This is a genomic window from Dermabacter vaginalis (genome assembly GCF_001678905.1).
Classification (GTDB): domain Bacteria; phylum Actinomycetota; class Actinomycetes; order Actinomycetales; family Dermabacteraceae; genus Dermabacter; species Dermabacter vaginalis.
This window is the reverse complement of the sequence record NZ_CP012117.1, coordinates 385,154-408,625: the sequence shown is the minus strand read 5'-3', so window position 1 is coordinate 408,625 and position 23,472 is coordinate 385,154. Positions and strand designations below refer to the sequence as shown.

The following is a 23,472-nucleotide window of genomic DNA, read 5'->3' as shown; positions in this document are numbered from 1 at the left end:
CGTCGTGTCGAGACTACCCCCGAGTTCACCGCGACGGCAACCGGTTGCACAATTCTCCGATGTGTGCGACCCTGATCACGTCAGGAATCAACGACGCCGCCGCGACAAGGGGTCCCGCAGATGCGACACGCCACCACTCTCCTCTCCTGCACACAGGAAGGAGCCACCGTCACCCTCCACACGGATGCCGCCCCCATCCGCCTCCTTGCCCTCACGCCCGAGATTCTTCGCATCCGCGCGGGCTTCACCGATGACGGCGCGTTCCGCGAAGCGTCCTACAGCCTCGTGACCACGGCGTGGAGCGACGAGCTCGATGACTACATGGGCGATAAACGCACCCGAATCGAACCCTCCCCCCTCACTCTCGATGACAACCCCGACTCCCCCACCGTCACGGTGCAAGGCGAACGCTTGCGGGTCGAAATCGACCGGGAACCCTTCCGCCTGAGGGTTTTCGATTCCGACGGCACCCTGCTTCACGCCGATCTGATCGATCGCGGGTACCGACTGGACCGCAATCAACGGCGCATCCACACGAGCGAGATCGCCCCGGGCGACCACTTCTATGGTTTCGGCGAAAAAACCGGCGAGTTCAACAAGGCGAAATCGTTCATGACGATGCGGGCCCAGGACTGCCTCGGTTACGACGCCGAGAAGGCCGATTCCCTCTATAAGCACATCCCGTTCTACATCAAGGCGAACGAGGTGAGCGGAGCAGCCGTCGGATACTTCTACCACAACACGTTCGCGTGCGATTTTGACATGGGCCGCTCCCACTCGAACTACTGGCCCGCCCACTCGACCTACCGCACTGACGGCGGAGATCTCGACCTTTTCCTCATCGCAGGCCCGAGCGTGCGCGAGGTCGTCACGCGCTACACGCTCCTCACGGGCACCTCGGCGATGTTGCCCGCCGCCGCGCTCGGCTACCTCGGCAGCTCGATGTACTACCCCGAGCTGCCGAAGGATGCCGACGACGCAATTCTCAACTTCTACGAGCACGCCGCGCTCGAGAAAATCCCGATGGACGGCTTCCAACTGTCCTCCGGCTTCTGCCAGCAGGAAACCGAGGCGGGCCTCAAGCGATGCGTGCTCACGTGGAACACCGAACGCTTTAAGGACCCCACAAACTTTTTTGCCGAGTCAGAAAAACGAGGGATCGTCGTCTCGCCGAACGTGAAGCCGGGCGTTTTGAACGTCCACCCGCGCATGCCCGAGCTGATCGAGGACGGCGTATTCGTGCGCTCCTCTGACTCCGATGAGCCCGCGCCGGCGCGCTGGTGGGGCGGCCCCGGGCATCTCGTGGACTTCACGAACCCCAAAGCCCGCGATCGCTGGGAAAAAGATCTCACCGAGAACATGCTCGACTACGGCACGGCGTCGATCTGGAACGACAATTGCGAGTACGACTCGATTGTGGATGAGGACGCCCGCTGCGACTTCGACGGCTACGGCGCGCCACTCGCCGAGGCCCGCTCGATCATGGCGAACATTATGTGCTCGCTGACCGCCGACGCGATCGGAAAAACCCACCCCAATAAGAGGCCCTTCATCGTGTGCCGCGCGGGTTACGCGGGCATCCAGCGTTTCGCGCAAACATGGTCGGGCGACAACCACACGTGCTGGGAGACCCTCAAGGCGAACATCGCGACGATGCTCGGCATGAGCCTGTCCGGCGTTGCCAATCAAGGTGGCGACATCGGCGGTTTCCACGGCCCCGCCCCCGAGGGTGAGCTTTTCGTGCGCTGGGTTCAAAACGGCATCTTCCAGCCGCGCTTCTCGATCCACTCCGTGAACTCCGACAACTCGGTGACCGAGCCGTGGATGTACCCAAGCCTTACACCTCTCGTGCGCGAGGCGATTCAGCTTCGCTACCGTCTGTTCCCGTACTTGTACTCGCTCATGGAGCGCGCGCACCGCACGGGGCTCCCAATCGCTGAACCGCTCGTGAGCGCTTTCCAGCACGATCCCGCGGTGTGGGACGAAGACGTGAACTACATGCTCGGCGACTCACTGTTGATCGCGAACGTGGTGGAGAAAGGCGCCGAAACGAAAACCTTCGCCCTCCCCGAGGGCGAAGTGTTCTACGACTTCGCGACCCGCGAGCGCTACGAAGGCGGGAACACCTACGACATTCCCGTCACGCTCGCCTCGATCCCCACGTTCGTGCGCGAAGGTGGCATCGTCCCGCTTTCGCGCGAGAACCTCATGAGCGTTTCGAGGGAGCAGGTCGACTCCCTCACGCTCGTGACCGCGCCGGGCCGCGACGGCGAATTCACGCTGTACGAGGACGACGGCACCACGATGGACTACACGCGCGGCGTCTTCTGCGCGACAACCGTGACCATGACCGCCGGTGACCGAGTGCTCTACACCTTCACGAAGGAAGGCGACCTCGACACCCGCATCACCACGCTCGAACTCCAGGCCATTTCCCCTGGCCAGGCACCCTTCTGGGTGAGCATCGACGGCGAGCATATCCCGCACGCCCTACATCCGAGCGACTTCGACTCGCAGGCCACGGTGTGGCTCTACGATCTCGAAACCTCCACCGTCCGCATCAAAACCCCATGGGACTCGAACGAACACACGATCGTGATCTCGTTCGAGCAATTCGACATGATCGGCATGTAACTGCCCCTCCCCTACACCGTTGCAAGGAGGCAACATGGCTCGTCGCATGACACGACGATCGGCGCTCGGCCTCGGGGCCGCCGCGCTGTCCGCCGCTGCATTTGCCGGATGCTCGTCCGGCAAGTTCACGAAGGACGGCAAGGTCAAACTGCGCATGGCCCACACGCTGGGCGACAAACACCCCACCTCGAAGGCCCTCCAGATTTTTGTGGACGAGGTCGAGAGCCGTTCAAACGGCGAGATCAGCATCGAGGTTTTCGGCAACGGCGTTCTCGGCAGCGAGACCGAGTCGATCGAGCAGCTGAGCCGCGGTGTCGTGGACATCGTGCGCTGCGCGGCGCCGTCGATCGCCCCGTACTCCTCGGGCTACAACGCCTTTGGTTTGCCGTTCCTGTTCGACGACGAAAAGCACTACTATCGCGCGATGGACTCGGGCGACATGCGCTCCTTCTTCGATTCGAGCACCGAAGACGGCTTTCGCACCCTCACCTACTACACGTCGGGCGCACGCTCGTTCTACACGGTCGATACGGCGATCGAAACACCCGACGACCTGCGCGGCTTCAAGATCCGCGTGCAGAACTTCCGCTCGCAAACAGAGCTCATTAGCAAGCTCGGTGGCACGCCGCTCATTCTTCCGTTCGGCGAAATCTACACTGGCCTCCAGACGGGCCTCGTGGACGGCGCCGAATCGAACGAGACCGCCCTCACCGACTCCGCTCACGGCGAAGTCGCGAAGGTGTTCACCTACACCGAGCACACGATGATCCCCGACGTCCTCTCTTTCAGTGAGGCGACGTGGAAACTCCTCGAGGAGGATCACCACACCGTGCTCACCGAAGCGGCGGTCGCTTCCACCGAGCAACACAAAACCATCTGGAGTGAGGCAATCGCCCAGTCCATCACGGATGCGGAAGCCATGGGCGTCACGTTCGTGAAAAATGTGGACCGCGAGCCGTTCCGCGAACTCACCTCGGGGATCGTTCCCGAGTTCGTTGACCACTACGACGGCGTCAGCACCGTGCTCGACGCCATCGACAACGCACGCAAGGGGGCGTAAAGGTCATGTACGACACCATGCTCAAGCTCAAAAAGGGCATCACCGTGTGCCTGTTCGTGATCGCAGGCATCCTGCTTGCCGCGATGGCGCTGCTCGTGATCATCCAGGTGTTCACGCGCTACGTCCTTTCCGATCCTGCCGATTGGACCGAGGAGCTCGTCACCGTTTCGCTCATGTGGGCCTGCTTCCTGTGCGGCGCCTACGCTTTCGTCAACCGCAAGCACATGGCTCTCGTGTTCTTCCGCGACCGCCTCCCCGAGGCTGGAAAGCGCATCGTCATGATCCTCGTCGACGCACTCGCGCTCGCCTTCGCGGCGATCGTGATCGTGTGGGGCGGCACGCAGCTCACCCTCGTGTCGCTCGATGCCCCGTCCGCGATCCTCCAGATTCCCCGTGGCCTCTCCTATGGCGCGGCCCCCGTCGGCGGCATTTTCATGGTGCTCGCCCAGATCATCAACCTGTGGGAGGACTTCACGGGTGAAACCCTCCCCGACACCGACCTTGGCGCCGACGACGAGACGCTCGTGGCCGAAGCCGCCGCAGATATCCCCACCGAGACTAAGGAGGCCCGCGCATGAGCACCATGACGGTCACCCTGCTCCTGTTTGGCACCTTCTTCCTCCTGCTCGCCGTGGGCGTACCGATCGCGATCGGTATTTCCGTTGCCGCGTTCGCGAGCATCCTCATGATTCTGCCGCCTGACCAGGCCATCTTCGTTGTCATGCAGAAGATGAACACGGGCCTCGAGTCGTTCACGCTGCTCGCAATCCCACTGTTCATTCTTGCGGGCAACATCATGAACAACGGCGGTATCGCCAAGCGCCTCATCGCGCTCGCGGAACTCGTGACGGGCCGAGTGCCCGGCTCACTCGTGCACACGAACATCGTGGGCAACATGCTTTTCGGTGCGCTTTCGGGTTCGGCCGTTGCCGCCGCGGCGGCTATCGGCGGCACGATGAGCAAACAGCAGCGCGAGCGCGGTTACGACCCCGCGTTCACCGCAGCAGCAAACATTGCTTCGGCTCCCTCGGGCCTGCTTATTCCCCCGACCACGGCGTTCATCGTGTATTCGATGATCGCGGGCGGCACGTCGATCGCGGCGCTGTTCATGGCGGGCGCGGTTCCCGGCATTCTCATGGGCCTCACCGTGATCGCGGTCGCGCTCGTGCACGCGATCCGCAAGAAGTACCCAACCTCGGGCGCCGTGAGCCTCTCGCAGGCCGGCAAGACGATCCTCGACGCGATCCCGGCGCTCCTGCTCATCATCGTCGTCGTGGGCGGCATCGTTGCGGGTATCTTCACCGCGACCGAGGGCGCGGGCATCGCCGTCGCGTACTGCCTCATCCTTGCGCTCCTCTACCGGAGCCTCACGTGGGCCGACATCAAGGCGATCATGGGCCGTACGATCGCGACGACCGGCGTGATCCTCCTGCTCATTGCCGCGAGCTCCGCGATGAGCTGGGTCATGGCCTACACGGGCATGCCGCAGGCCATTAGCGACCTGCTCCTCGGCGTTTCCGATAACCCGATCGTGATTCTCCTGCTCATCAACGTCGTCCTCATTGTCGTGGGCACGTTCATGGACATCACGCCCGCGATCCTCATCTTCACGCCGATCTTCCTCCCCATCGCGGAGGGCATCGGCGTGGACCCGGTCCACTTCGGCGTGATGCTCGTGTTCAACATGTGCATCGGCACGATGACCCCGCCCGTTGGCTCCGTGCTCTTCATCGGTACGAGCCTTGCGGGCACGACGATCGAGAAGGTCATCCCGAGGCTCCTGCCGTACCTTGCGGCGCTGTTCCTCATGCTGCTCGTCGTCACGTTCGTGCCCACGCTGTCCTTGTGGCTGCCGGGCGCAATGGGGCTTTTGTAAGCTGCCGGCCAGTCGGCAGCGTGTGAAATCAAAGGAGATTGATCGTCATGGCACCAGTGCACCCTTTTGCAGGGGTGGATGGGCTTCACCGCTCCCCTTCCCGCGTCATATCGCGACGGTCCGTTCTCGGCCTTGCCACGGCCGCCGGGGCGGTCACTGCGCTCGCGGCGTGTGGAGGGGCGGAGGGCAGCGTGAGCACCGATCACGTCTTGTCCGTGTCCCTCAACCAAACGGAAACACACCCGAGTTACATCGCACTCGCGAAATTTGGTGAGCTTCTCAGAGAGGCCACGAACGGCCGTTGGGGCGCGCGCGTGTACCCAAATGAAAGTCTCGGTGCGCAGCAGGAAGTGGTCCAGCTCGTCGCGGATGGCGCCGTCGATATGGCAGTCATTTCGAGTCCACAAATGGAGAACCTCTCACTGCGCTTCCGCCCTCTGAACCTTCCGGGTGTCTTCACCGATAGCGACCACCAGGCAGCGGTGCTCAAGGACGAGTCAATTGTGGGTGAGCTTTTCGAGTCACTCGTCGAATCGAAGAACCTGAGGGTTATCGGCGGGTTGACGCAGGGCTCACGGCACATGTACACGAAGGCACCCGTGTCTTCACCCGACGATCTCGCGGGGAAGAAGATCCGCGTGCAGGAGTCGGATGTGTTCATTTCACTCATGCGCGCGATGAGTGCCTCTCCCACGCCTATGGCCTACGGCGAGGTGTACACCGCTCTTCAGGCTGGCGTACTCGATGGCGCGGAGAACAACGAGATTAGCTACGTGACGCAGCGGCACTACGAGGTCGCGAAGCACTTCACTCTCACGAACCACCTCGTCGGCCTCGACTACGTCGTCGCGGGTGAGAACACGCTCAAGAAAATGCGCGCGGACGATCGCGAAGCGTTCCTCGACTGTTTTACGAAGGCGCAGGACTACTTCGTTGAGTTGTGGAAATCGGAGACCGATAAGGCGATCGACGCGATGAAGGAGGCCGGCTCGACGATTCACGAGATTGACCCTTCGGTGTTCGGCCCGGCAATCGATTCGGTCGCCGAGCAGTTCCTCACGACTCCCGAAGACGAGGAGCTTTACACGAAAGTCCGCGAACACGAATCGGCGAAGGGAGATTCAAAATGAGTACCGCATCCGTCTCTACGCAGGTCACCGCGCAGGTGTCCTCACTTCGTCGCGGCATCATCGAGACCCTCAAGTGGGTCAGCGTCGTAATTTTCGCGGTTCTCGTTCTCGTCGTGTTGTGGCAGGTGTTCGCACGCCAGGTCCTCAGCCAGCCCTCAACCTGGTCCACGACCGTCGCACAGTACATGCTCGTGTGGCTCACACTGTTCTCGATGGCGTTCGTGTTCGCGGAGCGTGGCCACGTCGCCGTCGATATCGTGTCGCGTCTCGCGCCCCCAGCGGTGCAGAAGATTCTCGCGATCCTCGTTGAGCTCGCCGTTGCGCTGTTCGCAGGTCTCGGTCTCGTGTGGGGCGGCATCCGCGGTGTTGCGCTCACGTGGGGCCAATCGATCCCGGGCCTGTCACTCACGATCGGCCACATGTACCTCGCGCTTCCCGTGTGCGGCGCAATCGTGTTCGTCGTGGCCATCCTGGACCTCATCGATGCCGCACGATTTGGCGTTCTCCCCTCACTCGAGCCACAGGCTTCCGACGTCATCCCCGCCCCCGCGATTCCTCGTCAGAGCGCGGATGCGGGCCCCCATTCACGTCACCGAGAATCCGGTGAAAAGACTGACTCGACGGAGGTGTAGCCCGTGGATCCCGCAATGCTTGCCGGTTCTATTCTTGTCATCGGCATCGCTCTTCTCATTCTCATTGGCGCACCGATTGCCGTCGCGATTGGCCTGCCCTCGGTCATCGCGCTCATTGCGGTTCTCGACGCGGATTCCGCGGTTTTTGTCGCGGCGCAGCGAATGTTCACGGGCTCAAGCTCGTTCACGCTTCTCGCCATTCCGTTCTTCGTGCTCGCCGGCAACCTCATGAACAGTGGCGGCATTGCGACGCGCCTCATTGACGCGGCGAAGGTGCTCGTGGGGCGCCTCCCCGGTTCGCTTGCGCATACGAATGTCGTGGCTAACGCACTTTTCGGTTCGGTGTCGGGCGCCGCGGTCGCTTCGGCAGCAGCCGTTGGCACGACGATGAACCCGCGCCAGCGCCGGGAGGGTTACGACCCCGCGTTCGCGGCAGCAGTCAATGTGGCCTCGGCACCGTCGGGCATGCTGATCCCACCGTCGAACACTCTCATCGTGTACTCGCTCGTGTCGTCGACCTCGGTCGCCGCACTGTTTGTCGCGGGCTACGGCCCAGGCCTTGTGTGGGTCCTCGCGTGTGTGGCGGTTGTGCTGCTCGCGGCACGCAGGCGCACCGAGCTTCGCGGCACCACCGAACGCATTCCCCTCGCAGTAGCCGCCATGACGCTGGTGAAGGCCGTGCCGGCAATCCTCATGATCGTCATCGTCGTGGGTGGTCTTCTCGCGGGGATATTTACGGCAACGGAATCGGCCGTGATCGCTGTCGCGTACTGCTTCATTCTCGGCCTCGTGTATCGCGAGCTACACCTCAAAGACATGCCCGGGATCCTCGCGGCCTCGGCGCGCACGACCGCCGTGGTCATGCTCCTTGTCTCGGTGTCCTCAGCTCTTGGTTGGGCCCTCAGCTACGCGACGATCCCGGAAACCGTTGCCCACGCACTCTTGTCGCTCGCCGATTCAAAGATTCTCATTCTTCTCATCATGATGGCGGTTCTTCTCGTGGTGGGGACCTTCATGGACCCCACTCCCGCGATTTTGATTTTCACGCCGATCTTCCTTCCCATCGCGGAGCAGCTCGGTGTGGATCCGATCCACTTCGGTCTCATGCTCACGTTCAACCTGTGTATCGGCACGATCACCCCACCCGTGGGCAACGTGTTGTTCGTGGGCGCGAAGGTGGGTGGAGTACGCGTGGAGCCCGTGATTCGCGCACTCGTGCCGTTCTTTATCGCGCTCATGATCGGGCTTTTGCTCGTGATGTTCATTCCGCAGATCACGTTGTTCCTGCCGGGTGTGTTCGGAGTGCTCACCTAGCGAGTGCGCACACTCGCTACTCGGTATCGCGGGGCGCCCACCGTGCAATTTGCGCGGCGAGGTGCCCCGCACCGTATCCGTTGTCGATATTGACCACGCCGATGCCTGGCGCGCACGCCGAGAGCATTGTGAGGGCCGCACTCACTCCCCCGGCTGCGACGCCGTAGCCAACCGACGTGGGCAGCGCGACGACGGGGCACGCGACCTGCCCTGCAATCACCGTGGGGAGCGCACCGTCCATGCCCGCGACGGCGACGATGCATGCGGATTCCCGCAGCTCGGGCAGGCGCTCGAGCAGCCGGTGCAGCCCCGCAATTCCAATGTCGGGGATGAGTCGGGTGGGCCGGCCGAGGTAGCGCGCTGTCAGTTCCGCCTCGCGCGCAACGGGAAGATCGCTCGTGCCGGCACACGCCACGGTCACGAGCCCGCCCGTAGGGTCCGGTTCCGACGCTGGCCACGCCCCCATCGACGCTTCTTCGTCGTAAGCCATGCCGGGCAACTCTTCACGGATCGTGGCGGCTTTTTCGGTGTCGAGGCGGGTGAAGAGCGTGGGAAGCGCGGGCTCGCTGCCCGACCGTTCAGCGTGCTCACGAATCGCGCGAGCGATCCTCGCGACCTGCTTCGTGCTCTTCGCGTCGCACAGGATCGCCTCGGGGGCACCCCGCCTTGCGGCACGATCAAAGTCGAGGTTGGCGATGCTGGCGAGGGAAGCGTCGAGCCCCTTCCCCGAACCTGCGCCTGCGCCCGCGCCACGCCCCGCGCTCACAGCGTTCCCTTCGCGTTCATGATGCTGAGCGTGAACGCGCCCGATTGGAGGCCGGCGAGGTCGAGGGTGACGTTGCGGAACCCCGCCTTCCTTCCGACGTTCACGAGCGCCGCGCGGGTCTCGGGTTCGACGGCGCGCGGAAGCTCGCCCTGAGGTACCTCGATGCGCGCGATGCGGCCGTGGTGGCGCACGCGACAGTCGCTAAAGCCCAGGTCAAACACGGCATCCTCGAGATCTTCTACCTGGCGGAGCTTCTCGGGCGTGACCTTCTCGCCGTGGGGAATGCGCGAAGCGAGGCACGGCGCGGCCGGTTTATCAGCAACGGGAACGCCGAGGGCTCGCGCAACCTCGCGCACATCGCTCTTCGTGAGGCCCGCGCTCGCGAGGGGGCGGAGCACCGCGTGGTTCGTCGCGGCGCCCGCACCGGGGCGATCGGGGCGCTTCGCATCGTCGGCATTCTCACCGTAGGCCACGGCATCGAGGTCAAGTTCGTCAAGCACCTCGTCCTCGATGCGCGTGAAAAGCTCGTCCTTGCAGAAGAAGCAGCGGTCCACGTCGTTCGCGATGTATTCGGGACGCTCACCCTCGTGAGTCTGGATCTCCTGAACGGGCACGCCGATCGCTTTCGCGACCTCGTGGGCGGTTTGCCGTTCGCGCCGCGCAAGCGAGGGCGACACCCCGAGGAGGGCTACGACGCGCTCGGCGCCGAGCGCCCGCACCGCGAGCGCCGCGAGGGTCGCCGAGTCCACCCCACCCGAGTAAGCGATTCCCACGCGCTCATGTTCGGTGAGCTCGCGCATGGCGGCATCCGCGCGCACGGCGAGGTCTCCGGTGAGCTTAGGCACCGTCGTGAGCGAAGCGCTCACAGTGGCTGCCGCTCACTCGCGAGGCGGTGCAAAACCTCACCCGCGTGATCCACGACGAGGGTGTCGGGATCATGACGCAGCGCCTCAAGGTCGAGAGAGGCGGGATCAACGTACTCGACGTTGTACTCCGCGCACACCTCCGGCGAGATCTGCGTGGCAAACGCGCGGCGCACGCGGTTCTTCTCCTCGCCGGTTTCGGCATCGTAGGTGCCGAGGCCCGTGACGTGGGTGGAGTGGGCGAGCTCGCCCCACGGGTGGTTTTTGAAGCGATCCCACTGTTTCGTGAAGTACTCGATGTTGTGGTAGCCGATGTCGCGAAGGCCCGGATGCATGGCGGCGACCTCCGTGATGTGCGGGGCATAGATGATCACCTGGCCACCGTCGGCACATACCGGCTCGAGCTTGTAAAAGCCCTTCGCCCCCGTCCAAATGTCTTCGTACATCTCCGGCATGATCGCGACGATCCGCTTGTACGGCTTTTCGACGTAGCGAATGTGCGTGTGGGCCGAGATCTGTGCGCAGGCCGCCCACGCGCTCTCGGGGCTTCCGAAGCTCATCGCGTGCAGGTCGCTGCTCGCGGAGCGCACGACCATCGCGAGGCAGTATTTCTCGGTCTCGATGCGGGCGCTTGCCGCGTCGATGAGCTCACGCACGGGCGTGAGGCCAAGCGCGCCGATGATGCGGCTCGCCGTGATGAGCGCGCCCACCCAGTGGGAGATGTCGATGACGTCGTGCACGGAGCAGCCGGGGAAGAAGTACTTGTTGCCCCCCGAAAAGCCCACCACCTCATGCGGGAACACGGGGCCCACGATGAGGTTGACGTCCGCTTCGACGACGTGACGGTTGATGTTCACGCGCATCGGGACATCGCTCAGAAGCCCGCCCGTGAGTTCCGCGATCGTTTCGGCGCTGATCTCGCCGAGGTCCGCGATCTCAGCCTCGTTGTCCCATTCGTGGTTGCGAATCTCGAAAGCCGGGTAAGTCTCGCGGAGCTTGCCGGGGCCCGTGCCAAGCATCCGCTCGATGTGCTCTTCGCTCATCGCGGCGTGCGTGCCAAGCGCGATGAGCACTGTCACGTGGGAGGCGCGGTCCTTGAGCGCGTCGTGGACGGCGGGCATCACGCGCGGAAGCGGTACTGACCGGGTGCCGTCGGGAATGATCACGCACACGCGCTTGCCGTCGAGGTCGGTGTTCGCGAGCTGTTCCTCCACAAAACTTGCGATCTGCTCGTCGGTGAGGGTGTCGTTGGGGCCACCAATGCGAGCGGCGGCGCTCACTAGCGAGGCGGGAATGGGCTTCACGTGACTTACTCGTTCGCTCATGGTGTCCATTATCGCGCGGATTACAATCGGTTGCCATGGGACACAGTGAACACCTCAACGACGACACCTCCCCCCATACGATCGCGTGGATCGATGCGACGGCCGGCATTGCGGGCGACATGCTCCTCGGCGCCCTCGTCGATGCGGGCGCTAACCTCGAGCAGGTCCAAGCCGTGATCGATGCCCTTATCCCCGGCGCCGTGAAGCTCTCCTCTCGTGTCGTGGACCGCTGCGGGCAGCGCGGCGTCAAGGTCGACGTTGAAATGCTCGTCGAGAACCCGCCCCACCGCACGTGGGCATCGATCCGCGAGATGCTCGAGGGTGCGCGCGGCTCGATTCCCGACGCCACGATTGACCTTGGTTTGCGCGTTTTTGGTCTTCTCGCGCGCGCCGAGGGCCGTGCCCACGGCATCGATCCCGAGGATGTGCACTTCCACGAGGTCGGCGCGCTCGATTCGATCGCCGACGTGATCGGGTCGTGCGAGGCCTGGCGTCAGCTCGGAGTCGGGGGCGCGACGGGCAGCACGATCGCGGTCGGCTCGGGACGCATTCGCGCCGCGCACGGGGACATTCCGGTGCCGGTTCCGGCCACGGCTTATCTGGCGGAAGGATGGCCGACGGTTGCCGGCGACCTGCTGCCGCCACGCGCGCACGGGCACTCCCACGATCATGCGCACGGGCACTCTCACGACCACCACCATGAACACTCGCTTCCCGAGCACGCCGCGGGCGGCCCCCACGCGGCTGCGCCCCCATCAGGCGTCGCTCCAGGCATCGGTGAGCTCGCGACCCCCACGGGCGTAGCCCTCATGCGCGGTCTCGCGGAAAGCTACGGCCCCATGCCGGGCATGGTCACGCACGCGGTTGGTATTGGGGCGGGCACGAAAGACACACCCGGTCGACCGAATGTTGTGCGGGTCTTCCTCGGGGAGCGCTACCCTCATGCGTGACGCCCACGACACTCCCGAGCAGGTCATCCAACTCGAGGCGAATGTTGACGACGCCGACCCCCGCCTGTGGCCCGGCATCATCGACGCTATGCTCGAGGCCGGCGCGCTCGACTGCTGGCTCACCCCGATCATCATGAAGCACGGCCGTCCCGCGGTCACCGTGCACGCACTTTCCCGCGAGGGCGAGGAAATTCGCCTCGCCGACCTCCTCCTCGATCTCACCGGTTCCCTCGGTGTGCGCTACGCGCCTCTCCACAGGCGAATCCTCACCAGGCGGTTCGAAAGAATCGAGGTTGAGGGCGTGGAGGTGGCCTTCAAGATCGCTCTGCGTTCCGACGGTTCCGTGGCAACCGTCGGACCTGAATTTCGAGACGTGCAGGCCCTCGCCCAAAAATTGGGCATCACCGAACGCGAAGCGCTGCGGCGCGCCCGGGACGCCTACTCCTCTTAGAGTGCGCCTTCAAGGGAACACGCGACCCCGTTGAAACCGTGATTGCAGTAGCCACCCGGATTCTTTGCAAGGTACTGCTGATGCTCCGGCTCGGCGTAGTAGTACTTACCCGCCCCAGCCTCACTCAGCGGCGCCACCACCGTGGTGATGCTGCCGCGACCCGCGGCGTTGAGCGCCTCCTGATATGACTCGAGGGACGCACGCACGATTCGCTCCTGAGCGGGATCGATCCAAAAGATCGCGCTTCGGTACTGCGTGCCGATGTCGTTACCCTGGCGATTCTCGGTCGTGGGGTCGTGCTGCTGCCAGAACTCGGTGAGAACGCGCGCGAGCGCTTCCTCATCTTCGTACACGACCTTCACAGCCTCCGCGTGCGCCGTTTTCGCGGAACACACTTCCTCGTACGTGGGGTGGGGCGTGTACCCGCCCGCATACACGGCCGCCGTGGTCCACACGCCGGGAATCTGCCACATGAGGCGTTCGATACCCCAGAAGCACCCGCCCGCGAGGATCAGCTCGCGTGCTCCTTCCGGCGCGCCCTCGCCGAGCATGTCCGTGCCGAGCACGAGATGATCGCGGGACAGCGGGAACGGGTAATCGTCACGGCCGGCAAGCGCGTCTTCGGGCTTCACCATGATCTTTTTGTGCGCGTTCATGAACTCGAGAAAAGGAAGCATGAGGTGAACCTACGCGCCTGGACTGGACGGCCCATGGGCGAGGCGCTCCCCCGTTCTCGCTTCTCTAGAGCAGCACGATGGCCTGTGCGAAAAGGATCTTCGCGATCATTCCCGCCGCAAACATCGCCGAATAGCCGGGGTCAGTGCGCTCATCATCCACAAAAGTTTTCACGTGATTGAGCAGTACGGGCTGGCCCACAAAACCCGCGATGGCACCCGCGGTGCGTGCCGCGCTGAGCCCAAGCGCGGCCCCGACTCCCCACAGCCCAAGTAGGGCAATTCCAAGGGTGAGCAGGGTCGCGATACCCACGAGCAGGCCCGTCACGGAGAAGGCAGTCCCGGCGAAGGCTTGGCCGCTTTTGAGTCCGACGGTGGTCAGGAACATGAAGAGGCCAAATTGCCTAATGGTGAGGTTCGCGCTCGTGGGGAGGGTCCACACGATCGGGCCGGTGCGACCCATGTACCCGAGTACGAGGCCCACCACAAGGGGGCCCGCGGCGCTTCCCAGGGCGAGGCTCGCACCGCCCACCGAAAGGGACAGGAACCCTACGATAATGCCGATCGCGACACCAAGCCCGAGGCTCAAGAAATCAACCTCGGTAATGCGCATTTCGGAGTCGCCGAAGAACTCCGTGAGCTCCTTGCGGCGGTCCTGCGGCATGACGACGCGCACGCGGTCACCGAGCTGAAGCGTCATTTCGGCGTGGGCGAGCATGTCGGTGTCGCCGCGGCGCACGCGCGTGATGATCGATTCGAAGCGCGTGGGAATGTGCAGGTCCGCAACGGTACGGCCCGCGAGTTGCGGGTTCGAGACCACGAAACGGCGGAAGTTCACCTTCGTGCGGTCGTTCGCGAGGTGCGTTTCGCTTTCACGGCCGAGGAGGGCGGCGGCCTTATGAACGGCATCGGGCACGCCCACCATGAGCACGCGGTCGCCCTCGTGCAGGGTTTCCGAAGGATGCGCAACGCGGATTTCCTCGCCCCTTTGCAGGTAAGAGACGCGCAGGTCGCCGCCCGCCTTGCCGGGAACGGAAGCGATGCCGGGGATCTTACTGATCTTCATCGTGTTCTCGACTTCGACGGTGATGTCGAGAAGGTCCGTTGCCGAGACGGAGGAGGGGTCGTTCTTGCCGCTCATCTTGGAGCGCGCGATCTTCGGGATGAGCAGCATGCCGAGAATGACGGCGAGCGGGTAGGCGATCGCGAAGCCCACGGAGGGGTTGGTGTCGCCAGGCACGATCTGGTTGGCGCTGCTGAGCGCGGGCGTCGCCGCACCCGAACCCGCGAACATGCCGGCGGCCATGGGGCTACCAAACCCGAAGAGGTAACCGGTGAGGAGCGAAAGCGCGGCCTGAACCCCGAGGAGAAGAATGCCGCCCACGAGGAGGGAACCTTGCGCGCGCATTTGCCGGAAGAAGGAAGCGCCCGAGGCGATACCGATCGTGTACACGAAGAGTGCGAGGCCCAGTGATTCGACAAGGTCGAGGCCGCTGCCGAGACGCGGGTCGAGAGCGCCGATCGCGAGCCCCACAAAGAGCGCACCGGCTGGGCCGAAGCGGAGGGGACCGAAGGGAATCGCACCCACGAGGGTGCCAAGCGCCATCGTGACAACGAGTGTCAGAAGGGGGGAGCTCACGAGCAGGTCGATCATATTTCCCACAATAGGCACTGCTGGCCGTGTGCGCCCGCTCTTGCCCTTCTCCCCCACCCTCAAGGTGTAGACAACCACGTTATCCAGCCTGATTCGGTGGTGCCTTTGCGGTTTTCTTCACCTTCGGTTGCGCACATGCGTGCACGTGCACGGTCCGACGGTTGCCTGGGTAGCGTCGGAGCCGGATGCGCTCATGACGCACCAGGGGTGTCCACTACTCGGGGACACCCCTGACCCACCGTGCCCCTCGGCGGCGTCGACGAACTGCTGGCCGATCGCCGACTGCGCCATCACGTCAGGCGCAGGTCTGTGACACAGGTGGCACCGTCGTCGGTGGTGGAAAACTCCGTGGTGCCGGTATGCCCCTGGTGGCTGACCTCAATCAGGCCGGTGACATCATCGGGAAGCCAGAAGCCAATAAACCCGTTGTCGAAGGTGGTTGTCGCCTCGTCCACCAGCACCTCACCGGTCGCCTCATCGGTGATCTTGACCTGGATATCCTCATTGGCGAGTTCCCCCTGGCAGGTCGTGAGGCTGTGGTAGAAGCAGTCGTGGGTGGAGGTCAGATAGGGTGCGATCGAGACATACGTTTGATTGTCGGGAAGATCGACCACGACTTCCTGGTCATCGCTCGAGAGCAGCAGTTCATCGACACGCACCGAGGCGATCAGATCCGTGGGACGCTCAGTGACCTTCTGCCGGTCGAGGTGATCAATGATCTCCACCCCGTCCATGGCGGCCAGGCCATGGGTATTCAAGAATGCATCCTGGGACACCGTCCCGTCGGCGGTGGGTTCCGGGTCGGCGGCCGAACACCCCGCGAGGGCGAGGGCAAGGGCGACGGTTGCGATCGCTGCTCGTTTTTTCACGTCAATCTCCTTGGATCGTGGTAAGACCGTGAGAAGACACCGCCTCAAGGCCGATGCCATACCTTTATCTTGCACGGGTGCCTGACGAACTAGAAATCAAAAACCCTGCTCACAGCCTTATAACAGGGCGAAAAGGGGGTGAATTCGGTGGGCTGGGTCACCACCGAGACACCACCCCACAGCCGTGGGCGATGCCCTTCTACCCACCCCGGGTATGCGATGCAGGCAGTGAAATCCCTGGTGGCGCCTGCTGAACCAACCAGGGGAGGCGATGCCACCGGCCCGGGGTGGGGCACAGGGGTGACGGCGGTCGAAGGGTGATGTTTGAAGATTTGATGAAGATTTCCCCGCTGGGCACTAAGCGAGGGTGGTATTCCCTCCTGGCCGGAGCGATGCTGGGGTCTATGGCTAACCGCACACCGACCACCGCCACGCCCCCGAGGCGGGTGCTGGTCGTCGATGATGAACAACCCCTGGCTCAGATGGTGGCCTCCTACCTCATCCGGGCCGGTTTCGATACCCGCCAGGCGCACACCGGCACCCAGGCCGTGGACGAGGCCCGTCGCTTTTCCCCCGATGTTGTGGTGCTGGATCTGGGGCTGCCCGAACTCGACGGCCTGGAGGTGTGTCGACGGATCCGCACCTTCTCGGACTGCTACATCCTCATGCTCACCGCGCGTGGCAGCGAGGACGACAAGATCAACGGTTTGACCCTGGGGGCGGATGACTACATCACCAAACCTTTTAGCATCCGGGAACTGGTGACCCGGGTGCATGCGGTGCTGCGCCGCCCGCGCACCAGCACCACCCCACCGCAGGTGACCACCCCCTTGATCGTTGGTGACCTCATCCTTGACCCCGTCGCCCATCGGGTGCAGGTGGGGGAGACAACCGTGGAGCTCACCCGGACGGAGTTCGAGCTGCTGGTTGCCCTGGCCCTGCGCCCCGGCCAGGTGCTGACCCGCCGCGACCTGGTCACCGAGGTCTGGGACACCACGTGGGTCGGTGATGAACGCATCGTCGATGTCCATATCGGCAACTTGCGTCGCAAGCTCGGCACCGACACCCGGGGCCGGGGGTTTATCGACACCGTGCGTGGCGTGGGCTACCGGGTGGGGCAGCCATGAATCACGGACCCGGCCTGACCTTCCGCTTCCTGGCCGCCCAGGTGTTGGTCGTGGTGATTGGCCTGCTGGTGGCCGCGGCCGTGGCCACGATGGTGGGCCCGACCCTGTTCCATGATCATATGTTGATGACCGGCCCGGAGGACCCCTCGCTGGAGCTGTTCCATGCCGAGCAGGCCTACCGGGACGCCAACTTGATCACTCTGGCTGTCGCCCTGCCCACCGCCTTAATCAGCGCCCTGCTGGCTAGCCAGTGGTTATCGCGTCGCCTGCGCACCTCCCTGCAGGATCTCACCCGCGCCGCTACCAGCCTGACGGCCGGCAACTCCCGTATCCGCGTGCCCGCCGGAGAAGCAGGCCCCGAGGTCACCACCCTGGCGCATGCCTTCAACACCATGGCCGACCGGCTGGAACACACCGAACAGGTCCGCCGCCAGATGCTCTCTGATCTGGCCCACGAAATGGGCACCCCCTTATCGGTGCTCACGGTCTACCTCGATGGTCTCCAGGACGGGGTCGTGGACTGGAATAATGCCACCCACACGATCATGGCTGACCAACTCACCCGCCTGACCCGGTTGATGGAAGACATCGACGATGTCTCCCGGGCCCAGGAACACCGGATCGATTTGGACCTGGCAGAGGAAGGGCTCGGGGATCTGCTTCATACCGCCGCTGCTGCCGCGGGGGAAGCTTATGCTGACAAAGGCGTCGACTTACAGGTCGAGACCATTACGGACACCGCCCGGGTGCTCGTGGACCGGCAACGCTTCGGCCAGGTGATGAGCAATCTCCTGTCGAACGCGCTACGGCACACTCCGACCGGCGGGCAGGTCCGGATCAGCGTCCACCGACAGGGGGCGTCCACCGCACTCATCCACGTCGCCGATGACGGCGAGGGCATCCCACCTGACCAGCTCGGACACATCTTCGAACGCTTCTACCGGGGGGATGCCGCCCGCAGCCGGGACGACGGCGGGGCCGGTATCGGTCTGACCATCTCCAAGGCATTGATCGAGGCCCACGGCGGCACTCTCACCGCCACCTCCCCCGGACCCGGTCACGGAGCGGTGTTTACCCTCCGCCTCCCGCTGTCCCCTCCCGACAGCGAGGAGGCTGCGCGGTGACCACACCCTGCCCCGCGTGAGGGCCGTGCCCTCCACCCCTTGAAAGTATACCCCCGGGGGGTATACACTCGAGAGCGGCATCGCCGCATCCCACCGACCCGTAGGAGCTTTCCCATGATCACCTCCCCGCCCCGCCTCTTGCCGATGACCTCCCACGGCTGCAGCTGTTGCGGACCTGCCTCACGTGCCGACACCGCCTCCATCCCTGCCGCCAGCGATTCGTCAGCAGGAGAGTCCTCCCCTAGCTACCAGGTCACCGGCCTGACCTGCGGGCACTGCGCGAAAAGCGTGACCCAGGCCCTTCAGGCCCTCCCCCAGGTCAACGACGTCCAGATTGATCTCGCTGCTGGTGGTGTTTCCACCGTCACGGTCACCGGTGTCGTACCTCCGGAGATGGTTCGCCGGGCCATCGAGGAAGCCGGCTACACCGTCTTGTCCTGATCAGTTTTACCCATCATCTCGACCCGACCGGGTTGAGCGGAAGGAACGTCATGAGCACTCCCCACCATTCCAGCGATCACCATGGTGATCACCCCGCTCCGGAGACAGACCACACCTACCACCCGGATCACGCCAGCCACGAGCACCACGCAGATGCCGACACCCACGGCCAGGCGATGCCCCACGATCACCCGCACTCCGCCCTGGACGAAGACCACCACGTTCATGGTCACGGCGAACACGCCGGACACAGCACCGCAATGTTTCGCGACCGCTTCTGGTGGTCGCTGATTCTGTCCATTCCCGTCGTTATTTTCAGCCCCATGGTCGCCCACCTGCTCGGCTACCACCTCCCGGCATTCCCCGGATCCACCTGGATCCCCCCGGTGCTGGGCACGATCATCTTCGTCTACGGCGGAACGCCTTTCCTCAAGGGCGGATGGAAAGAACTGAAATCCCGCCAACCCGGGATGATGCTCTTGATCGCCATGGCCATCACCGTGGCGTTTGTCGCCTCCTGGATCACCACTCTGGGGCTGGGCGGTTTTGAGCTGGACTTCTGGTGGGAGCTGGCCCTGCTGGTGACCATCATGCTGCTGGGCCACTGGCTGGAAATGTCCGCTCTCGGGGCCGCGTCCTCCGCACTTGACGCGCTGGCTGCCCTGCTGCCGGATGAGGCCGAGAAAGTCATCGACGGGACCACCCGCACCGTGGCCATCTCGGAGCTGGTCGTCGACGACGTCGTGCTGGTGAGGGCCGGTGCCCGGGTGCCGGCCGACGGAACCATCGTCGACGGCGCCGCCGAATTCGATGAGGCGATGATCACCGGCGAATCCCGTCCCGTCTTCCGCGACACCGGTGACAAGGTGGTCGCCGGTACCGTGGCCACCGACAACACCGTCCGCATCCGGGTGGAGGCTACCGGCGGGGACACCGCCCTGGCCGGGATCCAACGCATGGTTGCCGACGCCCAGGAGTCCTCCTCCCGGGCCCAGGCCCTAGCGGATCGGGCGGCGGCGTTGTTGTTCTGGTTCGCGCTGATCTCCGCTCTGATCACCGCGGTGGTGTGGACCATCATCGGCAGCCCGGACGATGCCGTGGTGCGCACGGTCACGGTGCTGGTCATCGCCTGTCCGCACGCCCTGGGCCTGGCGATTCCGCTGGTCATTGCGATCTCCAGCGAGCGGGCCGCGAAATCCGGGGTGCTCATCAAGGACCGGATGGCGCTCGAGCGGATGCGCACCATCGACGTGGTGCTCTTCGACAAAACCGGCACCCTGACCGAGGGTGCGCACGCGGTCACCGGTGTCGCGGCAGCTGTCGGCGTCACCGAGGGTGAGCTGCTGGCCCTGGCCGCCGCCGCGGAGGCCGACAGCGAGCACCCCGTGGCCCGCGCCATCGTGGCGGCCGCGGCCGCCCATCCCGAGGCCTCCCGTCGGCAAATCCGTGCAACTGGTTTCAGTGCCGCCTCCGGCCGGGGGGTCCGAGCCACTGTCGATGGCGCTGAGATCCTCGTGGGCGGGCCGAACATGCTGCGCGAGTTCAACCTCACCACCCCGGCCGAGCTCACCGATACCACCAGCACCTGGACCGGGCGTGGGGCCGGTGTGCTCCATATTGTCCGCGACGGTCAGATCATCGGTGCGGTGGCCGTCGAGGACAAGATCCGCCCCGAATCCCGCGCCGCCGTGAAAGCCCTGCAGGACCGCGGGGTGAAGGTCGCGATGATCACCGGCGACGCCCAGCAGGTGGCCCACGCTGTCGGTCAGGACTTAGGCATTGATGAGGTCTTCGCCGAGGTCCTGCCCCAGGACAAAGACGCCAAGGTCACGCAGCTGCAGGACCGGGGTTTGAGCGTGGCCATGGTCGGTGACGGTGTCAATGACGCCCCCGCCCTGACCCGCGCGGAGGTCGGTATCGCCATCGGTGCCGGCACGGATGTGGCCATGGAATCTGCCGGGGTGGTCCTCGCCAGTGATGATCCGCGGGCAGTGCTGTCGATGATTGAGCTGTCCCAGGCCAGCTACCGCAAGATGATCCAGAACCTGATCTGGGCCTCTGGCTACAACATCCTCGCCGTGCCGCTGGCCGCTGGAGTGCTCGCCCCGATCGGATTCGTGCTGTCCCCGGCCGTGGGCGCGATCTTGATGTCTGCCTCGACCATCGTGGTGGCCCTGAACGCCCAGCTGTTGCGCCGCATTGATCTGGATCCGGCTCACCTGGCTCCGACCGAGTCGAAGGAGGAACACACCACGCCTACTCCGGCATCCACCGCCGTCCACTGATCCACCACTTCTCTCCACTGCCCCCATATGCTCCTGAACGGCTCCACTATGAAGCGCCCCCTTGTTCTTTCCGCTCCCGCCAAAGAGGGATAACCGTGACGATTGCCACCTGCTGCGGGCGATGGGTCGTTATCACCGCAGCGGGTGCACCGGGGTGGATGTTTCTTCTCCCTCTGGTCGCACCACTGAGGAAAGGGGAAAGCTCCTGTGTCCAGCCCCTTGGAGGACTACGCATTATTGTCCGATACTCACACGGCCGCCCTGGTCTGCCGGCAGGGCAGCATTGATTGGGGGATTGGGGGTGTCCCCCACCTTCAGCAAACAAAGGGAAGGGAGAAGCTACCGAAACAGAAGGCGAAGCCTGAGCAGAAGACGGTGGCTGAGAAGAAAGCGGACGAAGCCCCTGACAGGAATCCGTTATAGCGACGCAACCGGTCGCGAGGACTGTCCGAAGAGCGAAAATCGCGCTTGAACTAGAGCAAGAAACGGGGCAAGGGGGCGGAAAAGAAACGAGGGCGCTCCCAACGCTAAGAACCGACCACCACGAGCCGCGTCTAGCTGCATGCGCATCGTGAAAACGGTCCCGTCGAAGCGCATGCCTGGCACAATGGGGCGCGTGACAACTTCGCAGCCTGATGCCATGAGCGCGAACTCGAACGCGAACAGCACTACAACCGATAACGCACGTACACGCGAAAAGGACACCCCAAGCGCAACTCCACGCGTGTCCGAGCAACGTTCCCGCACCGATACATTCCTCGACGCGGTTCTCGATCCACGCCGCCTCGCCCCACTCGGCCTCGCCCTTGCAGCAACGACACTGTATGGGTGGCTCTCGATGCTCCAGTGGGACTCCTTCTTCTTCCCCAGCTGGGACCTCGGCATTTTCGCCGAAGCGGTCAAGGAATACGCCCACTTCAACGCCCCTATCGTGCCGATCAAGGGCGACAACTTCAATCTTCTCGGCGATCACTTCCACCCCGTTCTCGCACTCCTCGCGCCCCTGTGGTGGCTGTGGCCGTCACCTGCAATGCTGTTGTGGGCACAAGCCGCCATGTTCGGAGCGAGCGCCTACCCGCTCACGCGCGTCGCGATGGCAAAACTCGGCCCGAGGCTCGGCATGCTCGCGGGCGCCAGCTACGCCTTCTCCTTCGGTCTTCAGGGCAGCCAAAACGTCCAATTCCATGAATACGCGTTCGCGGTGCTGTTCGTGTCGTTCGGTCTTGCGGCCTTCCTTGAGGACCGCCCCAAAGCTGCACTCCTCTGGATCGGCGCGCTCGTATTCGTGAAGGAAGATTTGGGCCTTACCGTCATGATGCTCGGCCTCGCGATGGCGTGGATGTGGTGCACTCCGGGGCCGAAGGCGGGAAGCTCATCCGAAAAGGTCCGCAGGTCGGTGGCGAAGCTAGCGTCGGAAAAGAAACCCCGCTCCGCGCTGCTGCTTGCCGCGTGGGGTCTCGTGTGGTTTGGCCTCGCCACGTGGGTGATTCTGCCGGCGCTGAGCCCCGCGAGCGCGTACGTGTACACCGAGAATTTCGCCCCGATCACGCAGGTGCTAACGCCGCTCGTGAAGTGGCAAACGGTGCTCATGTTTGTGATGTTTATGGGGCTCGTGGGGGTGAAAAGCCCGCTTGCGCTCGGTCTTCTTCCGACGCTTGCCTGGCGCTTCCTTGGCTCCGTGGAGCACTATTGGACCTGGCAGTGGCACTACAACTCGTTCCTCATGGCGATCGCATTCGCGGCGCTCCTTGCGACCTTGCCGCACGTGAACGGCACACTGCTCACCCAACTCGGTGAGCTGCGCGAACGCCCCATCGCCCCGAACACCGCGAAGTTGTGGACGAAACGGCTCGGCGTTGCCGCCTCACTCGCCTCGACCGCGTATCTCATGACAGCGCTGCCCCTCACGTGGGTCGTGACCGGCGGCCTCGACCCGAATTCCGAGTTTGCGAACGCCGCGCGGGAGGCGCAAGCCCACGTGCCTGAAGGGGTCACAGTCGCCACCGATATCCGTTTCATGGCGCCGCTCATTCCCACGAACGACGTGCAGTGGATGCACGGCGAGACGAAGCGGGCACCCGAATGCATCGCGGGCGTGTATGGCAAAAACGAGCAGGAGCAGTTCCCCGGCGGCTGGGCCGAGTGGGCGAACGAGAAATGGCCCGCGAATGCAAGCGCAAAACCTGAACAACTCAACGGCGCATCCGTCATCACGAGCGCGCGCAAGCCCTACGATCTGGTGTTCGCGAACGCGTACGTGCAGGTTGCATGCCAGGGCGGCGCTAGCGGCGAGTGAG

Annotated in this window: 20 protein-coding genes; 14 read left to right on the top strand and 6 right to left on the bottom strand. The window is 64.1% G+C overall.

The window, feature by feature from the left end; genetic code table 11:
* Positions 1-120 precede the first annotated feature (120 nt).
* From DAD186_RS01650 to DAD186_RS01620, 7 genes are all read left to right on the top strand, one after another.
* Positions 121-2,634: a glycoside hydrolase family 31 protein gene (locus DAD186_RS01650; RefSeq protein ID WP_065247236.1), complete on the top strand. Its 2,514-nt coding sequence runs from the start codon at positions 121-123 to the stop codon at positions 2,632-2,634.
* Between the two features lie 34 nt (positions 2,635-2,668).
* Positions 2,669-3,694: a TRAP transporter substrate-binding protein gene (locus DAD186_RS01645; protein ID WP_082991029.1), complete on the top strand. Its 1,026-nt coding sequence runs from the start codon at positions 2,669-2,671 to the stop codon at positions 3,692-3,694.
* 5 nt (positions 3,695-3,699) lie between these two features.
* Positions 3,700-4,272, top strand: coding sequence for a TRAP transporter small permease (locus DAD186_RS01640; RefSeq protein WP_065247235.1), 573 nt, complete (start codon positions 3,700-3,702; stop codon positions 4,270-4,272).
* A complete protein-coding gene (locus tag DAD186_RS01635) occupies positions 4,269-5,570 on the top strand; it encodes a TRAP transporter large permease (RefSeq protein WP_065247234.1) in 1,302 nt (433 codons plus the stop codon). The genes DAD186_RS01640 and DAD186_RS01635 overlap by 4 nt, the downstream gene beginning before the upstream one ends.
* 191 nt (positions 5,571-5,761) lie before the next feature.
* The gene (locus DAD186_RS01630; protein ID WP_236886268.1) at positions 5,762-6,700 is read left to right on the top strand and encodes a TRAP transporter substrate-binding protein; all 939 of its coding nucleotides are present in this window, start codon (positions 5,762-5,764) and stop codon (positions 6,698-6,700) included.
* Positions 6,697-7,332, top strand: a complete 636-nt coding sequence (locus tag DAD186_RS01625; RefSeq protein WP_065247232.1) for a TRAP transporter small permease — start codon at positions 6,697-6,699, stop codon at positions 7,330-7,332. Before DAD186_RS01630 ends, DAD186_RS01625 begins: the two co-directional genes overlap by 4 nt.
* A 3-nt stretch (positions 7,333-7,335) precedes the next feature.
* Positions 7,336-8,646 carry a TRAP transporter large permease gene (locus tag DAD186_RS01620; RefSeq protein ID WP_157457062.1) on the top strand — a complete coding sequence of 437 codons (1,311 nt, stop codon included), beginning with the start codon at positions 7,336-7,338 and terminating at the stop codon, positions 8,644-8,646.
* Positions 8,647-8,662: 16 nt separating this feature from the next.
* Here the strand turns inward: DAD186_RS01620 and larB are convergent, their stop codons facing one another.
* The 3 genes from larB to DAD186_RS01605 are packed head-to-tail and all read right to left on the bottom strand — an operon-like array spanning position 8,663 to position 11,609.
* A complete protein-coding gene (gene larB / locus DAD186_RS01615) occupies positions 8,663-9,412 on the bottom strand; it encodes a nickel pincer cofactor biosynthesis protein LarB (protein WP_082991028.1) in 750 nt (249 codons plus the stop codon).
* Positions 9,409-10,257 carry an ATP-dependent sacrificial sulfur transferase LarE gene (larE, locus tag DAD186_RS01610; protein ID WP_418235825.1) on the bottom strand — a complete coding sequence of 283 codons (849 nt, stop codon included), beginning with the start codon at positions 10,255-10,257 and terminating at the stop codon, positions 9,409-9,411. The genes larB and larE overlap by 4 nt, the downstream gene beginning before the upstream one ends.
* A 17-nt stretch (positions 10,258-10,274) precedes the next feature.
* Positions 10,275-11,609, bottom strand: coding sequence for a lactate racemase domain-containing protein (locus DAD186_RS01605; RefSeq protein WP_208854267.1), 1,335 nt, complete (start codon positions 11,607-11,609; stop codon positions 10,275-10,277).
* 26 nt (positions 11,610-11,635) lie between these two features.
* On the opposite strand from DAD186_RS01605, the gene larC reads away from it, so the two are divergent.
* A complete protein-coding gene (gene larC, locus DAD186_RS11195) occupies positions 11,636-12,550 on the top strand; it encodes a nickel pincer cofactor biosynthesis protein LarC (protein WP_082991027.1) in 915 nt (304 codons plus the stop codon).
* On the top strand, positions 12,543-13,001 hold the full coding sequence (gene larC2 / locus DAD186_RS11190) for a nickel pincer cofactor biosynthesis protein LarC2 (RefSeq protein WP_167550750.1): 459 nt from the start codon (positions 12,543-12,545) through the stop codon (positions 12,999-13,001). The genes larC and larC2 overlap by 8 nt, the downstream gene beginning before the upstream one ends.
* Here larC2 and msrA read toward each other — a convergent pair.
* The 3 genes from msrA to DAD186_RS01585 form a co-directional block, all read right to left on the bottom strand.
* A complete protein-coding gene (msrA, locus tag DAD186_RS01595; RefSeq protein ID WP_065247229.1) occupies positions 12,998-13,678 on the bottom strand; it encodes a peptide-methionine (S)-S-oxide reductase MsrA in 681 nt (226 codons plus the stop codon). The two genes, larC2 and msrA, sit on opposite strands and share 4 nt — an antisense overlap.
* A gap of 64 nt (positions 13,679-13,742) precedes the next feature.
* Positions 13,743-15,314, bottom strand: coding sequence for an aspartate:alanine exchanger family transporter (locus DAD186_RS01590; protein ID WP_236886267.1), 1,572 nt, complete (start codon positions 15,312-15,314; stop codon positions 13,743-13,745).
* Positions 15,315-15,619: 305 nt separating this feature from the next.
* Complete coding sequence (locus tag DAD186_RS01585) at positions 15,620-16,198, bottom strand: CueP family metal-binding protein (RefSeq protein ID WP_065247227.1); 579 nt, start codon at positions 16,196-16,198, stop codon at positions 15,620-15,622.
* Between the two features lie 404 nt (positions 16,199-16,602).
* Here DAD186_RS01585 and DAD186_RS01580 point away from each other — a divergent pair, with 404 nt between their 5' ends.
* From DAD186_RS01580 to DAD186_RS01555, 5 genes are all read left to right on the top strand, one after another.
* On the top strand, positions 16,603-17,325 hold the full coding sequence (locus tag DAD186_RS01580; protein WP_126848146.1) for a response regulator transcription factor: 723 nt from the start codon (positions 16,603-16,605) through the stop codon (positions 17,323-17,325).
* Positions 17,322-18,449 (top strand): sensor histidine kinase, encoded by a 1,128-nt coding sequence (locus DAD186_RS01575; protein ID WP_065247225.1) that lies wholly within the window; start codon positions 17,322-17,324, stop codon positions 18,447-18,449. The genes DAD186_RS01580 and DAD186_RS01575 overlap by 4 nt, the downstream gene beginning before the upstream one ends.
* A gap of 114 nt (positions 18,450-18,563) precedes the next feature.
* Complete coding sequence (locus DAD186_RS01570; protein WP_065247224.1) at positions 18,564-18,890, top strand: heavy-metal-associated domain-containing protein; 327 nt, start codon at positions 18,564-18,566, stop codon at positions 18,888-18,890.
* Between the two features lie 50 nt (positions 18,891-18,940).
* Complete coding sequence (locus DAD186_RS01565) at positions 18,941-21,175, top strand: copper-translocating P-type ATPase (protein ID WP_065247223.1); 2,235 nt, start codon at positions 18,941-18,943, stop codon at positions 21,173-21,175.
* Between the two features lie 616 nt (positions 21,176-21,791).
* Complete coding sequence (locus DAD186_RS01555) at positions 21,792-23,471, top strand: DUF2079 domain-containing protein (protein ID WP_167550749.1); 1,680 nt, start codon at positions 21,792-21,794, stop codon at positions 23,469-23,471.
* Position 23,472 lies beyond the last annotated feature (1 nt).

Bases quoted from the DNA above. Each gene is read 5' to 3' on its own strand.
- DAD186_RS01650 (WP_065247236.1), top strand. From the start codon at position 121: ATGCGACACGCCACCACTCTCCTCTCCTGCACACAGGAAGGAGCCACC.
- larC2 (WP_167550750.1), top strand. From the start codon at position 12,543: ATGCGTGACGCCCACGACACTCCCGAGCAGGTCATCCAACTCGAGGCG.
- DAD186_RS01565 (WP_065247223.1), top strand. From the start codon at position 18,941: ATGAGCACTCCCCACCATTCCAGCGATCACCATGGTGATCACCCCGCT.
- DAD186_RS01625 (WP_065247232.1), top strand. From the start codon at position 6,697: ATGAGTACCGCATCCGTCTCTACGCAGGTCACCGCGCAGGTGTCCTCA.
- DAD186_RS01635 (WP_065247234.1), top strand. From the start codon at position 4,269: ATGAGCACCATGACGGTCACCCTGCTCCTGTTTGGCACCTTCTTCCTC.
- larC (WP_082991027.1), top strand. From the start codon at position 11,636: ATGGGACACAGTGAACACCTCAACGACGACACCTCCCCCCATACGATC.
- DAD186_RS01570 (WP_065247224.1), top strand. From the start codon at position 18,564: ATGATCACCTCCCCGCCCCGCCTCTTGCCGATGACCTCCCACGGCTGC.
- DAD186_RS01645 (WP_082991029.1), top strand. From the start codon at position 2,669: ATGGCTCGTCGCATGACACGACGATCGGCGCTCGGCCTCGGGGCCGCC.
- DAD186_RS01575 (WP_065247225.1), top strand. From the start codon at position 17,322: ATGAATCACGGACCCGGCCTGACCTTCCGCTTCCTGGCCGCCCAGGTG.
- msrA (WP_065247229.1), bottom strand. From the start codon at position 13,678: ATGCTTCCTTTTCTCGAGTTCATGAACGCGCACAAAAAGATCATGGTG.
- DAD186_RS01640 (WP_065247235.1), top strand. From the start codon at position 3,700: ATGTACGACACCATGCTCAAGCTCAAAAAGGGCATCACCGTGTGCCTG.
- DAD186_RS01580 (WP_126848146.1), top strand. From the start codon at position 16,603: ATGGCTAACCGCACACCGACCACCGCCACGCCCCCGAGGCGGGTGCTG.
- DAD186_RS01605 (WP_208854267.1), bottom strand. From the start codon at position 11,609: ATGGACACCATGAGCGAACGAGTAAGTCACGTGAAGCCCATTCCCGCC.